This is a genomic window from Erythrobacter ani (genome assembly GCF_019204025.1).
Classification (GTDB): domain Bacteria; phylum Pseudomonadota; class Alphaproteobacteria; order Sphingomonadales; family Sphingomonadaceae; genus Erythrobacter; species Erythrobacter ani.
This window is the reverse complement of the sequence record NZ_JAGSPB010000001.1, coordinates 324,525-337,433: the sequence shown is the minus strand read 5'-3', so window position 1 is coordinate 337,433 and position 12,909 is coordinate 324,525. Positions and strand designations below refer to the sequence as shown.

At 60.0% G+C, this 12,909-nt stretch carries 13 protein-coding genes; 5 read left to right on the top strand and 8 right to left on the bottom strand.

The genetic code is table 11. From position 1 onward, the window contains the following. The first annotated feature begins 344 nt into the window (after positions 1 to 344). Together KCG45_RS01685 and KCG45_RS01680 are read left to right on the top strand one after the other, a co-directional pair. Positions 345 to 2,186 (top strand): DUF1800 domain-containing protein, encoded by a 1,842-nt coding sequence (locus KCG45_RS01685; protein WP_255547900.1) that lies wholly within the window; start codon positions 345 to 347, stop codon positions 2,184 to 2,186. A 10-nt stretch (positions 2,187 to 2,196) separates the two neighbouring features. Further along, the gene (locus tag KCG45_RS01680) at positions 2,197 to 3,633 is read left to right on the top strand and encodes a DUF1501 domain-containing protein (RefSeq protein ID WP_218315412.1); all 1,437 of its coding nucleotides are present in this window, start codon (positions 2,197 to 2,199) and stop codon (positions 3,631 to 3,633) included. An 88-nt stretch (positions 3,634 to 3,721) separates the two neighbouring features. Here the strand turns inward: KCG45_RS01680 and glnA are convergent, their stop codons facing one another. The 5 genes from glnA to KCG45_RS01655 form a co-directional block, all read right to left on the bottom strand. Further along, the gene (gene glnA, locus KCG45_RS01675; protein ID WP_218315411.1) at positions 3,722 to 5,131 is read right to left on the bottom strand and encodes a type I glutamate--ammonia ligase; all 1,410 of its coding nucleotides are present in this window, start codon (positions 5,129 to 5,131) and stop codon (positions 3,722 to 3,724) included. A gap of 82 nt (positions 5,132 to 5,213) precedes the next feature. Further along, positions 5,214 to 5,552, bottom strand: coding sequence for a P-II family nitrogen regulator (locus KCG45_RS01670; protein ID WP_218315410.1), 339 nt, complete (start codon positions 5,550 to 5,552; stop codon positions 5,214 to 5,216). Positions 5,553 to 5,760: 208 nt separating this feature from the next. Next, on the bottom strand, positions 5,761 to 6,705 hold the full coding sequence (gene argC, locus KCG45_RS01665) for an N-acetyl-gamma-glutamyl-phosphate reductase (RefSeq protein ID WP_218315409.1): 945 nt from the start codon (positions 6,703 to 6,705) through the stop codon (positions 5,761 to 5,763). A 31-nt stretch (positions 6,706 to 6,736) separates the two neighbouring features. Then, positions 6,737 to 7,090, bottom strand: coding sequence for a hypothetical protein (locus KCG45_RS01660; RefSeq protein ID WP_218315408.1), 354 nt, complete (start codon positions 7,088 to 7,090; stop codon positions 6,737 to 6,739). 130 nt (positions 7,091 to 7,220) lie between these two features. Further along, the gene (locus tag KCG45_RS01655; protein ID WP_218315407.1) at positions 7,221 to 8,618 is read right to left on the bottom strand and encodes a leucyl aminopeptidase family protein; all 1,398 of its coding nucleotides are present in this window, start codon (positions 8,616 to 8,618) and stop codon (positions 7,221 to 7,223) included. A 62-nt stretch (positions 8,619 to 8,680) separates the two neighbouring features. Between KCG45_RS01655 and KCG45_RS01650 the strand changes: the two genes are divergently transcribed. Genes KCG45_RS01650 through KCG45_RS01640 form a run of 3 tightly spaced genes read left to right on the top strand, consistent with a single transcriptional unit; the run spans position 8,681 to position 10,939 of the window. Then, the gene (locus KCG45_RS01650) at positions 8,681 to 9,457 is read left to right on the top strand and encodes a DUF4163 domain-containing protein (protein ID WP_218315406.1); all 777 of its coding nucleotides are present in this window, start codon (positions 8,681 to 8,683) and stop codon (positions 9,455 to 9,457) included. Between the two features lie 51 nt (positions 9,458 to 9,508). Next, positions 9,509 to 10,336: a type I methionyl aminopeptidase gene (gene map, locus KCG45_RS01645; protein ID WP_218315405.1), complete on the top strand. Its 828-nt coding sequence runs from the start codon at positions 9,509 to 9,511 to the stop codon at positions 10,334 to 10,336. Positions 10,337 to 10,375: 39 nt separating this feature from the next. Then, complete coding sequence (locus tag KCG45_RS01640; RefSeq protein WP_218315404.1) at positions 10,376 to 10,939, top strand: CDP-alcohol phosphatidyltransferase family protein; 564 nt, start codon at positions 10,376 to 10,378, stop codon at positions 10,937 to 10,939. Here the strand turns inward: KCG45_RS01640 and KCG45_RS01635 are convergent. Genes KCG45_RS01635 through ccmA form a run of 3 tightly spaced genes read right to left on the bottom strand, consistent with a single transcriptional unit; the run spans position 10,936 to position 12,857 of the window. Further along, positions 10,936 to 11,598, bottom strand: coding sequence for a hypothetical protein (locus KCG45_RS01635; protein ID WP_255547899.1), 663 nt, complete (start codon positions 11,596 to 11,598; stop codon positions 10,936 to 10,938). The two genes, KCG45_RS01640 and KCG45_RS01635, sit on opposite strands and share 4 nt — an antisense overlap. Then, positions 11,599 to 12,249 (bottom strand): heme exporter protein CcmB, encoded by a 651-nt coding sequence (locus KCG45_RS01630; RefSeq protein ID WP_218315403.1) that lies wholly within the window; start codon positions 12,247 to 12,249, stop codon positions 11,599 to 11,601. Continuing rightward, positions 12,246 to 12,857: a heme ABC exporter ATP-binding protein CcmA gene (ccmA, locus tag KCG45_RS01625; RefSeq protein WP_218315402.1), complete on the bottom strand. Its 612-nt coding sequence runs from the start codon at positions 12,855 to 12,857 to the stop codon at positions 12,246 to 12,248. Before ccmA ends, KCG45_RS01630 begins: the two co-directional genes overlap by 4 nt. Positions 12,858 to 12,909 lie beyond the last annotated feature (52 nt).

The following is a 12,909-nucleotide window of genomic DNA, read 5'->3' as shown; positions in this document are numbered from 1 at the left end:
CGCCTATGCCGACCCGTTGATGGTGTTCACGGACCGCTGCAGTCAGGGACGCGCGCGGGAGTGCACTTGGGCGTGAATTTCGCGTTAGCTTACGCGCTACACACCTTAACTTCACACCGGAAAAATGCGCCCCAAAAGGCCACTCAGGTCAACCGTTTAAGCATGCAATTCGCCGCCATGCGGGTGCATATCCTTTCGCTCGTGATACCCCGAGGTCGTCGGCAGGCAGGGTCACCCAATCGAATTAACCATGGTTCGAAAGGCGAGCTTAGCCATTGTCGGCGAGCTTGGGTTGGCGGCGAATATGAATTCGTGGCCGGGGTCAGATGGCGGGAAAACTAGCTTTGAGCACAACCATTGAGCGTGTGTCCGATGATGATTGCGTTGCAGATCATCGGACTGACGAGAACGCCAGCAACGGCGACACACCAGAATCATTTTCCCTTTCGAAAACCGCAGGCGTAGCGGGGCTGGCAATGGCTACTGCCGCGTGCGGCGGCGGTGGCTCGAGCGAAGGCGGTACTCCCACCGTCGGCACACCCCCTCCGGGGCCTGCAGCGCCTGTGGTGCGGCGGCCCGAAAATGATGCCGAGGCTGCGCGGTTCCTTCTCCAGTCGTCTTTTGCCGTGAGCACGGGCGCGATCGAGCAGGTGACGACCCAAGGGTACGAGCCATGGCTCGACCGGCAGATGGCAAGCTCGAATTCACAGAGCGCCCGCGAGTTCTTCTCCAGCCGCAATTTCGACCAAGTGAACGCAGAGAAGCATTACAATACAGCGCAAACAGGCGACGGTATGATCTGGTCGCAGCTGATGACCGGCGGAAGCAGCGTTCGCAAACGAGCGGCGCTGGCGCTGTCAGAATTCTTCGTCGTGTCGTTGAACTCGGTCGATATGACATGGCGATCCCCGGCCATTGGGGAATACTGGGATATCCTCAACCGCCATGCATTCGGCAATTACCGGGATCTGATCGAGGACATCACGCTGAACCCGGCAATGGGCGTATTCCTCAACACGCGCGGCAACAAGAAAGCCGACCCCCGAACCGGGCGCGTCCCGGATGAAAATTATGGCCGTGAGATCATGCAATTGTTCTCCATCGGGCTGTACGAGCTCAATCCGGATGGGACACAGCGGCTCTCCGGCGGCGAGCCGATCGAAACCTACGACAACGATGATGTGACCGGCATCGCCAAAGTGTTCACCGGCTACGACTTCGATTACACGGATATCGGCTTCACAACGGAAGTGGGTGGCAGCCGCGATATCCCGGATGCCGAATTCGCGCGCCAACCCATGACGGCCGATCCGGCCAAGTGGCGCTACCCAAGGGACAGATCTTTCCACGCTGAAGAGGAAAAGCAGTTCCTCGGCATGACCATCCCCGCCGGTACGAGCGCAGCCGATAGTCTCACGATGGCGCTCGATCACTTGTTCGAGCACCCGAATGTCGGGCCGTTTTTCGGCAAGCAGATGATCCAGAGGCTGGTGACCAGCAATCCGAGTCCGGGGTATGTCCAGCGTGTGGCTGCAGCGTTCGATGACAACGGAAGCGGCACGCGGGGCGATCTCAAAGCGGTATTCAAGGCAGTGTTGCTCGACGACGAAGCTCTCAATCCTGCGAATGTGACGGCGGCAGGGTTTGGCAAGTTGCGAGAACCGATGCTCCGCTTCGTCCAGTTGGGTCGGACTTTCGGTGTCAGCTCCATTAGCGGTGACTGGCAAGTCGGGAATTTTTCCGACGCTTCGGACCAGTTGGGGCAATCGCCGCTTCGCTCCCCTTCGGTCTTCAATTTCTTTCGGCCGTCCTATTTCCCGACAGGTTCGCAGGCAGCGGATAACGGCCTGCTGGCGCCCGAGTTCCAAATCGTCAACGAAACCTCGGTCGCGGGATATGTGAACTTCATGGAGCGCGCGATCGAGATGCGCGGCTACCGTTTTCGCGATTTGCAACTGGACTATTCGGAAGAGGTCGCAATTGCCGATGACAGCCAGCAATTGCTGGACCGGCTCGATCTCTTGCTCACGGCAAACCAGCTGACCACGGAAGTTCGGGACATCATCAAGGCGGCGATGGACGATGTGGTCCTCGATGAAATGAGCACGACGGAAGACAAGCTTCGCAGGGTTCATATCGGCATACTGCTGACGATGGCCTCAACCGATTACCTCGTACAGAAATAAGGGCGCGGACATGTACATCGGCAAAGATATCGAACTGTCGCGCCGCGCATTCTTGCGCCGGTCGGGGCAATTGGCGGCCATGGGCGGTGCTTCCTCCTATGCGCTTGGGCTTGCAGGAATCGGCGAAGCGGCGGCCTTTTCTACGGGCGGCGATTACAAGGCGTTGGTTTGCGTGTTCCTCTATGGCGGCAACGACCACGGGAATACGCTGATCCCGTTCGATCCGGTCAACTATGCCCGCTATTCCAATATCCGCGGCGGTGGGGGGTCGGAAGCTGGCGGCGGGATCGCGCTGGCGCGTGACAGCCTCGCCTCCACGATGCTGATGACGCCGGATGATCAGACATTGACGGACGACATCACGTATTCGCTCGCGCCTACGATGCCGCTTCTGAAGGCGCGCTATGATGAGGGCGTTATGGCGCCGCTGCTTAATGTCGGACCGCTGGAGGCACCGCTTACCCGCGCGCAATATGACGATCGCAGCGTGCCGCGTCCCGCAAAGCTGTTTTCTCACAACGATCAGCAATCGACATGGCAAAGTTCGCAGCCTGAGGGGTCGCGCACCGGCTGGGGCGGGCGCATGGGCGATCTCGCCCAATCGTCGAACACCAATTCCATGTTCACCGCGATCAACGCGACTGGAAATGCGGTCTTCCTGAGCGGTGACGAGGCCGTTCCATACCAGGTTTCAGCAAACGGCGCGACGCTGTTCCGGCCGCTCCGAAACGGACGCCTTTATCGTTCGGAGGCGGCGGCTACGGCATTGGAAACCGTCTTGCGAACCGGTACCGGGAACATCTTCGCCGCCGATCATGCTTTGATCAACGATCGCTCGATCCAGTACGGCACTTTCGTGAACGATGCGATCGCTTCGACAGCGGTCACGACCGATTTCGGAGACGATAACTCGCTGGCAGGCCAATTGCGCACCGTAGCCGCGTTAATTGCCGCGCGCGGTTCGCTGGGTGTGACCCGGCAGGTGTTCATGGTTTCAATCGGTGGTTTCGACAACCATGACGGACTGATCGGGCAGCACGAGGGACGGCTGGCGCAGGTCGATTTTGCTCTCGATGCATTCTATCGCGCGACGATAGAGCTTGGCGTCGCCGATAAAGTCACGACCTTCACGGCATCGGATTTCGGTCGGACGCTTGCATCGAACGGCGATGGCTCCGATCATGGTTGGGGTAGCTTCCACTTTATCATGGGCGGCGATGTGAATGGCGGGCGTTTCTATGGCCGCGCGCCACAGGTTTCGGTCGAGACGGCAGATCAGGTCGGACGGGGCAGACTGCTTCCGACGACTTCGGTTGATGAATATTCTGCGACTCTGGCGCGTTGGTTCGGCGTTTCCGATTCCGAATTGCCGATCATATCACCCAATATCGGCCGGTTCGCATCGCCGAATCTCGGGTTCATGAAAGAGTTAACTCCAGCCACTTGATACGACTGAGGGAGGTTGGGCCTCTCCACACGAAAAGGGCCGCCCGGAACGCACCGGACGGCCCTTTTTGTTTGAGAGCGCGTAGCGATCAGGCGCTGTAATACATGTCGAACTCGACGGGGCTCGGCGTGGTTTCGAGGCGCATGACCTCTTCCCATTTGAGCTCGGAATAAGCGATGATCTGATCTTGGGAGAAGACGTCGCCCTTCAGCAGGAATTCGTGATCGTCTTCGAGCGCTTCGAGAGCTTCACGAAGCGAACCGCACACGGTCGGCACATCGGCAAGCTCGGCCGGCGGCAGGTCGTAGAGATTCTTGTCCATGGCATCGCCGGGATGAATCTTGTTCTCGATACCGTCGAGCCCGGCCATCAGCAGCGCGGAGAACGCGAGATAGGGGTTCGCGAGTGCATCGGGGAAGCGGAATTCGACCCGTTTCGCCTTGTCGCCTGCTCCATACGGGATTCGGCACGATGCAGACCGATTGCGCGCTGAATAAGCGAGCAGAACGGGTGCTTCGAAACCAGGCACAAGACGCTTGTAGCTGTTGGTCGTCGGGTTGGTGAAGGCGTTGATTGCCTTCGCGTGCTTGATGACCCCGCCGATATAATGGAGGCAGGTTTCCGAAAGCCCGGCATATTCGTTGCCCGCGAATGTTGGCTTGCCGTCCTTCCAGATCGACATGTGCGAGTGCATTCCGCTGCCGTTATCTTCCTTGATCGGCTTTGGCATGAATGTCGCGGTCTTGCCGTAAGCATGCGCAACCTGCTGCACGACATATTTATAGACCTGCACCTGGTCGGCTGCGGTGGTCAGCGAGGAATACGTAATGCCGAGCTCGTGCTGGGCAGCGGCCACCTCGTGGTGGTGCTTGTCCATGTTGAGGCCCATTTCGAGCATCGTCGCGACCATTTCGCCGCGAATGTCCATGGCGCTATCGACCGGTGCCACCGGAAAATATCCACCCTTGGCGCGCGGGCGGTGGCCCATGTTGCCCATTTCATACTCTTTGCCGGTGTTGGTCGGCAGCTCGATATCGTCGATCGCATAACCTGAACCGGCATAGCCGTCTTCGAACCGGACATCGTCGAACATGAAGAACTCAGGCTCCGGTCCGACATAGACAGTGTCGCCAATTCCGGTCGATGCGAGATAGGCCTCGGCCCGCTTTGCGGTCGAGCGCGGATCGCGCGAATACAGCTGGCCATCGGACGGTTCCACGATGTTGCAAAAGATCGACAGCATCGGCGTGGCCGAGAACGGATCGATATAAGTCGCGTCCATGTCCGGCTTCAGGATCATGTCGCTTTCATTGATGGTCTTCCAGCCTTCGATCGAGGAGCCGTCGAACATCAGGCCGTCTTCGAGCGCATCTTCATCCATGACCCCTGCAGCCATCGTGAGGTGCTGCCATTTGCCCTTGGGATCGGTGAAACGCAGATCGACCCATTCGATTTCTTCATCCTTGATCTGTTTCAGGACGTCTTTGGTGCTAGCCATGGTGGTGTTCTCCAGCTGGTAGTTCGAGAGGAAAGCTCGTCACTATGACGAGCGAGAGCGGGAATCGTTCAAAAGTCAGGCGTCAAATCGCGTCGTCGTTGGTCTCGCCGGTGCGGATACGCAGCGCCGTTTCAACGGGGCTGACGAAAATCTTGCCATCGCCGATCCGCCCGGTCTGGGCCGCAGCGGCCACGGCCTCGACCACGCGTTCAGCCTGATCGTCTGCGACCACGACTTCGAGTTTCACCTTGGGAAGAAAATCGACGACATATTCTGCACCCCGATAGAGTTCGGTATGCCCTTTTTGTCGGCCAAAGCCGCGCGCCTCGGTGACGGTGATGCCGGACACGCCGATCTCATGGAGCGCCTCTTTCACCTCATCGAGCTTGAAAGGTTTGATAATCGCCTCGATCTTCTTCACGTGTGCGGTTTCCCCCGGATCGGTATCATTATTGGCAATTATATAACCAAGAATCGTGCCAAGTGACGAGCATACCGAGTTACTTGATACTCGCGCAGACGCAAGTGTCTTGCTCGCTGCCCTGACAGCTACGAAAGATAGTTCCGCGCTGCGATCCGTTGCCCAGTTTACAGCCCTTGCCTGCCCAATAAATGGGCAGTTCCGTGCGCTATGCTTCAGCGTGAGAGAGCGCCAATCCCGTCGTTTCGGGCAGGCCACACATGATGTTCAGGTTCTGGATAGCCGCACCCGATGCGCCTTTGCCGAGATTGTCGAGCACGGCGACGAGCCGCGCTTGCGCGCCGTCTTGGGAATCGTAGACGAACAGGTCGATCCCGTCCCAGGCCTTCGCGCCCTCACGCAAAAGCAATTCATTGGGTAAATCGGCAGCGGAGCGGACGGTTACGATCTCGCTCTCTTCGTAGAAACCGGTGAGTTCCCCTTCGAGAAAGGCCGCCGAAGTCGCGCCGGTCATGGCTGAGAGGGGCAGAGGCACATCGACCACCATACCCCGGTGTGCGTGCACGACGCTTGGCGAAAAGACCGGCGGATAAGCCAGCCCTGCAACATGCTGCATTTCGGCCAAATGCTTGTGCCCCAATCCGAGACCGTAGGCGCGGTATGCAATGTCGCCTTCATCACAGAAACGGTCGATCAGTGCGTTTCCACCGCCAGAATATCCGCTCACGGCGTTGACGGTATAGGGCCAGTCGAGCGGCAGGAGCCCAGCCTTTACCAGTGGGCCTACCAGCGCCAGGAACCCGGTCGGATAGCATCCAGGGTTTGCCACATATTGCGCCGAAGCGATCGCGTCCCGCCCAGTCAGCTCGGGAAAGCCGTAGGTCCAGCCTTCCGCGACGCGGTGGGCCGAGGAGGCGTCAATTATCCGCGTATCACTGCCGCTTGCGAGCGCCACGGCCTCTCGCGCGGCATCGTCCGGCAAGCACAGGATTGCCACATCTGCATCGACCAGCGCCTGTTTGCGAGGCTCGGCTTGCTTGCGCTGCGCATCGTCAAGAACGATCAGGTCGAATTCGTTCCGCCCCCTCAGCCTGTCGCGGATCTCAAGGCCGGTCGTACCGGCTGCCCCGTCGATGAAAATGCGCGTCGTCATTGCAAGGTTTGTAACGGCTTCCGCCCGGCGTTCAATCGGTAAGGCAAGCAGCCTTGCAATAGCCGCTTGGCCCTTCAGGCCCGACACAGCCCCAGGCCCACTCTCCAGCGAAGTCGAGAAGCTCGAAACGCGTGCCTGCGGCGAGGCGATGCATAATCTCGCTGTCATCGCGTGCGGCGAGATAAAGGTCGGCGCCTTGATCGCCGATCGTGCGGACATGGGGGACGACATAATGCGCCGCTAGGTGCGTTCCGGCGAGCGCGATATGGGCGAGGTCTCCGCGAAGGGGCAGGCTGCCGGGAGCCGGTTTCGCGACCGGACCGGTCAGGCCAAGAATGCCGTCCGGTATACCGTAATTGCCTGATTGCACGCCTGTGCCGCTCATTCAGGAAAGACCTTCCGCCCCGTTCGGTTTGCTCTGCCAAAGAGACAATCGCAATGAAGATGCGCGCTTAGCGGCAAGCGGATGCACGGGCAAGTCGGCGTTTTTCCAACGTCCCGCGGGAAGACGTTTGTCAGGCTGAGAAGCGGTCCTTAAGCATATTCCAGGCGGCGCGCAGGCCATAGGCGGTGCCGCCTTTGGTGCGGCCTGGCTTGGCAAAGGGGCGCCACGCAAAGGTGTCGAAGTGGACCCAATCGATATCATCGCCAACGAACCGGTCGAGAAACAGACCAGCAACGCTCGCTCCGGCATAGGGATTGGTGTGGGCGTTCGCGATATCGGCGATGTCGGATTTGAGGTATTCGCGGTACGCTTCGGGCAGAGGCAAGCGCCAGGGTTCGTCGTCATTTGCCTTGCCCGCATCGATCAACGCCTGTGCGGTCGCATCCTCGCGCGCCATCATGGCAGCGTAATCCGGACCCAGGGCAACGCGTGCGGCACCTGTCAACGTCGCGAAATCTATGATGAGTTCAGGCTGCTCCTCGCTTGCACGCGTCAGCGCGTCGCCGAGTATGAGTCGCCCTTCGGCGTCAGTGTTGTGAATCTCGACGCTGAGGCCCTTGCGACTGCTCAGAACGTCACCGGGACGGAAGGCATTACCCGCAATGGCGTTTTCGACAGCCGGGACGAGCAAGTGCAGCCGGACTTTCAGCCTGCCGGCCATGATCAGGCCCGCAAGCGCGATTGCGTGCGCTGCGCCGCCCATGTCTTTCTTCATCAGGCGCATGCCAGAACCCGGCTTGATATCAAGACCGCCGGAATCGAAGGTCACGCCTTTGCCGACGATCGCAAGCACGGGATCGCTTTCCGAACCCCAGGTCAGGTGCATGATGCGCGGGGCATGTGCGCGCGCAGCGGCGCGGCCGACGGCGTGCACCATGGGATATCCCTGCTCCAGCGCATCGCCTTGTGTCACGATGAGCTTGCCGCCATGGGCTTTGGCAAGTTTGTCGCACTCGGCCTCCAGCGCGGCTGGGCCCATGTCTTCGGCGGGCGTGTTGACCAGATCGCGCACGAGCATTTCGGCCTGCGCTTCGGCCGCGACAGCGTCGATCCGGCCAGGCTTGTCTGTCAGCAAAATGCGCGGCCCGGCGGCGTTCTCTTCCTCTTTATAACGGTTGAAGCTGTACTGCCCGGTGAGCCACCCGAACATCGCGGGGCCGGCCCCGGTTTCCGCTGCTGCGCCAGCCAACCGGTATGTGCCTCCGGGAAGCTGTTCGGCAAGCTTGGCAAGGCACCAGCTTGAAAGCTCATGCGGATCGGCGACCCCGCCAACCGCGAAAAAACTGTCGCCATCGGGCACGATTCCGACCTGATATCCGTGGCCTTCGAATTTCTGCCCCGCAAGACTGGCGCGCTGCGCAGCGCTCAACGTCTTGGCAAAATCATCGAACCCTTCCGAGTTCACAAGGTGAATGGCGATGGCGTCTTGGCCGCGGTCGGCCTGGATCAAGTCATTTATATCGGTCATGCTGTTTCAATTAGTCACCATCGGCGGCATGTCACGCAAACTTTCGCGGGAGGGAAAGCAGAATGGGAACCAACAGAGCGTATGCGGCGCTGTCTGCAATTGCGTTGAGCGCGTGTTCGTCGCCTGCCGAAGTCGGCGATGACGTGGGGGTCGACACCGGCGGCGCTTTCACCGCCGAAGGGCTGCGAAGCCAAACCGGCGAATACGAGTTCGATTATTCATGGCCGAGCGAGGCGGCCGCCATTCCTGTCTTGCGAGACCTGATGAGATCGCGGGCGGAAGCGGAAAAGGCCGCGCTTGATGAGGATTCCAGCGAATCCCGATCCGATGCCGAGGAATTTGGCTATCCGTTCAGGAGCTACACCCGCGAAACGAAATGGGAGGTTGCCGCCGATACGCCGCGCTTGCTGTGGCTTTCGGCGACAAGCTCTTTCTACACAGGCGGCGCGCATGGGAATTCTGAGTTTGACGCGCTCGTCTGGGACCGCGACGCCGGACAGGCGCTCGCGCCGCTCGGCTTGTTCGTCTCCGCGGACGCGCTGGAAAGTGCGCTTCGTGAGCCTTATTGCGAGGGATTGCTCGCCGCGCAGGAAGAGCAGCGCGGAGACGCGGTGGTCATTGAGGGGGACATGTTCGCTGGCTGTCCCGCGTTATCCGAACTGGTTCTGTCCGGAAGCTCCCGGGATGGCGTTGCTATCAATGGGCTCACACTCCTCGCGGCGCCCTATGTCGCCGGGTCGTTTGCGGAAGGATCGTACAAGATTGCCGTGCCAGTGACCGGCCGCATACTCGAAACCGTGAAGCCTGAATATCTAGAGGCGTTCGCCATCCTCGACTAGATTTCGGCCACGAAGTGGAAATCCGCCGTCACCTTCGCTACATGGTCAGGCATGGCAGAATACCAACTCGTAGAGAGCAGCGACACCGTCTACCGCGACGGAACGATCAAGCTGCACACAGAAGAGGGCTTTGAAGGCATGCGCAAGGCCGGGCGACTGGCCGCGATTATCCTCGACGAAGTCGCGAACCTTGTGGTGCCAGGTGTCACCACGGCGCAGATCGACGACCGCATTCGCGAAATGATGCTGGATGCAGGCGCGGTGCCAGCGACACTGGGTTACCGCGGGTATGCCCATTCGAGCTGCATCTCGATCAACCATGTCATTTGCCACGGAATACCCAGTGACAAGGTGCTGAAGGAAGGCGACATCCTGAATGTCGACGTTACGCCGCTGCTGGATGGCTGGCACGGCGATACCTCGCGCATGTTCTTCGCGGGAGAGCCATCTATCAAGGCGAAGCGCCTGGTCGATGTCACCTATGACTGCCTGATGCTCGGCATCGAGGCAGCAAGCAAACCTGGCGCTAGGCTTGGCGATATCGGGGCGGCGATCGAAGCGCATGCGAAACAGTTTCGTTACGGCGTGGTGCGCGAATTTTGCGGCCATGGCCTCGGGCGGTTGTTCCACGATGCACCCGAAGTGGTCCATGCTGGAAAAGCCGGGACCGGCCCTGAGCTGAAACCCGGCATGTTCTTTACGATCGAACCGATGATCAATCTCGGCAAGCCGTGGGCGAAGGTGCTGGGTGATGGCTGGACCGCCGTCACGCGCGACAAATCCTTGTCCGCTCAGTTCGAGCATAGCCTGGCGATAACCGAAGACGGGGTCGAGATATTCACCGAAAGTCCGACGGGGCGCAATAAGCCGCCTTATTGATGATCGGGTGACCTGATATTACGGCGCAGGCGGGGTCATATGCGTTCGTTTGCAGACTTACTCACTATCTATCGCATAGCGGCTGCGCCGGTCGTAGCGGGTGTAGCGCTTGCCGGGGTGCGCGATGCGTTTTTCATTCTGCTCATTATCAGTATCGCGACCGATGCTGCGGACGGTCCGATTTCGAGGTGGATGGGGACGGCGTCCCGTCGCGGAGCGCGGCTCGATACGATTGCCGACGCGCTGACCACGATCGCGGCCCTTCTGGGACTTTACATATTCGAGCGAGCGACTTTGCAGCCGGACATAGGCTGGCTCTATGCCTTCCTCGCAACATACACCGCCGCGGCAATCGCATGCCTGGCTAAGTTCGGTGTGCTGCCAGCCTACCACTTGTATCTGTCGAAGCTCAGCGCGGTCCTCGCAGCGTTGTTTATCGTCTTTCTCTACGCTGCCGGATATTCGCGAGAATTCCTGATAGCTGTCTTCGCCGTTGGCATCGCTGCCAATCTCGAATCCATCATCGCGACGCTGCGGCTGCGACAATTTCGGGCTGACATCGGCAGTGTATTTCTCATCAGGGGGCGCGGCGCAGGCGCTTAAAGGAAAAATGCCGCAAGGACAGCGACCATGACGATCACCACCGCGACCGAATAGCCCAGCATGGCCTGGACCTCTTGCGTCAACCGGCCCATCGTCAGCCATTCATAGCTGATCGCCATCAGGACGGTAATCGTCAGTTGGACGACTATCGCGAGCGGGTCAGGCAGGCCGAGCACCTGGATAACGCGGGCATAGGCGGGGGTCATCAGTGCAAGCGTGCCGATCAGCATTGCTTGCCTGTGTGCGTGGATCCTCCGCTTGCGCGCAAAATAGATGCCCGCGCAATACAGAGGTACGAACGTCACGAATGCGGCGACGTTCACAATGGTGACCTCGAACCGGCCGAGTTCCTGTCCGATCTTCCATGAGATTATCACGCCTGAAGCCACCATCGCTGCGACCAGCAATACCGACGCCCGCCCAAGCGTCTTGTGCAAACCAAACCGCTTCCATGCGGCAAGCGAGGCCTGGTTTGCGAAAAGCGCGAGCCACGCCAGCATTACTGCCGCATGAAAGATCACTATCGGGGTGAAACGCGCTTGCACCTCGGTATGGATCAACGCTTTCGCCCCAAAAGCGAGCGCCGAGAACAGCAGCAGGCCGTTGCCGATCCGCCGCAGCCGGATATTGGCAGCGATCTGGTCTCTTGGTTCGAGCAATTAAACGTCCCTTGCGGCTCTGATTGCGGCGCCCGCTGCGAACGGCGCAATCGCCACCAGCAGAAGGCTCGTAGCAACAACGAAGCCGAGGCTTGCTTGATCCTGACGGGCCAATGCTCCCGCGCCAAAAATCAGTATGGGCAGGGCGAGGGGGATCAGCAGCAGACCCGAAAGCGCTGCGCCTGCACGCAGAGATGCGGTGAGCGAGGCGATCATCAGGCCGATTGCGGCGAGGCCCGGCGTGCCGGCAATCAGGCCGAGTAGCAGCAGGTGAAGGGCCGGCCCATCCAGCGCGAGCAGGGCAGCGGCAGGGAAAGCGGCCAGGATCAACGGTGGGCCGAAGCTGAGCCAGTGCGCGAACAGGCGCACAACCATCATTGTCTCTTCTGTCATGCCGCGCAGCCTGAGCTGGTCAAACACGCCGAGTTCAATGTCCTGCGCGACCAGTTTTTCTAGCGGAAGGATCGCTGCAAGCAGTGCCGCAATCCATACGATGCCGCCGCCCGTTCTCGCGAGCATTTGCGGATCCGGGCCGACCGCAAAGGGATAGAGCATTGCAACCGCGACAAAGAAGACGACCGGCAGCGCGGCCCCTCCGCCGGCGAAGGGGAAGAACTTGCCAAGGTCGCGTTTCAACAGGGCGCCGATCATGAAGCGGTTTCCGCAGCGGGAACGTATGGCTCGATCGCGAGCGTCGTAAGTTCTCCTATCGCCAACGGCTGATGCGAGGCGATCAGCGCGATCCCACCTTCGTTGACATGCTGACTTATGAGCGCGGTGACTTGGTCAATGGCACGCGCATCGAGCCCGCTCAGCGGCTCGTCGAGCAGCCAGATCGGCACCTTGCGGTTCACCAACGCGGCGAGGCCTGCTCGCTTCCTTTGTCCCGTCGAAAGGTAGCGCACCGGCACATCAAGCAGCGGCTCCAGCCCGAGCAGCGCGAATGTCGCGAAAGGATCGGTGCACCGGTCCACGCTTTCCCAAAAATGCAGCGCCGTACCCAGCGGCTGGTCGGGATCGAGCCCGGTGCGCTCGTCCAGCAGTCCGACTGCTCCTTCGCTCACCACGCTGCCGCCATAGGGCGTGATCAGACCTGCCAAAGCGCGAATGAGTGTCGTCTTCCCGGTGCCATTGGCGCCTGTCACATGCATCGCGTCGCCTGCCTGCAAATCGAACGAAAGACCACGAAAAAGCACTCTGTCGCCGCGGCGGCAGGCGAGGTCTTTCGACGAAAGGGAAGGAGTGGCAGAACCTTGCATCGAGATGTGCGTTAGGCAAAAGCAACCCTGCTAACAACACTCTCCCCTAGGA

Coding starts and splice junctions, on each gene's coding strand:
- KCG45_RS01680 (WP_218315412.1), top strand. CDS start 2,197: ATGTACATCGGCAAAGATATCGAACTGTCGCGCCGCGCATTCTTGCGC.
- glnA (WP_218315411.1), bottom strand. CDS start 5,131: ATGGCTAGCACCAAAGACGTCCTGAAACAGATCAAGGATGAAGAAATC.
- argC (WP_218315409.1), bottom strand. CDS start 6,705: ATGACGACGCGCATTTTCATCGACGGGGCAGCCGGTACGACCGGCCTT.
- KCG45_RS01660 (WP_218315408.1), bottom strand. CDS start 7,090: ATGAGCGGCACAGGCGTGCAATCAGGCAATTACGGTATACCGGACGGC.
- KCG45_RS01655 (WP_218315407.1), bottom strand. CDS start 8,618: ATGACCGATATAAATGACTTGATCCAGGCCGACCGCGGCCAAGACGCC.
- KCG45_RS01650 (WP_218315406.1), top strand. CDS start 8,681: ATGGGAACCAACAGAGCGTATGCGGCGCTGTCTGCAATTGCGTTGAGC.
- map (WP_218315405.1), top strand. CDS start 9,509: ATGGCAGAATACCAACTCGTAGAGAGCAGCGACACCGTCTACCGCGAC.
- KCG45_RS01640 (WP_218315404.1), top strand. CDS start 10,376: ATGCGTTCGTTTGCAGACTTACTCACTATCTATCGCATAGCGGCTGCG.
- KCG45_RS01630 (WP_218315403.1), bottom strand. CDS start 12,249: ATGATCGGCGCCCTGTTGAAACGCGACCTTGGCAAGTTCTTCCCCTTC.
- ccmA (WP_218315402.1), bottom strand. CDS start 12,857: ATGCAAGGTTCTGCCACTCCTTCCCTTTCGTCGAAAGACCTCGCCTGC.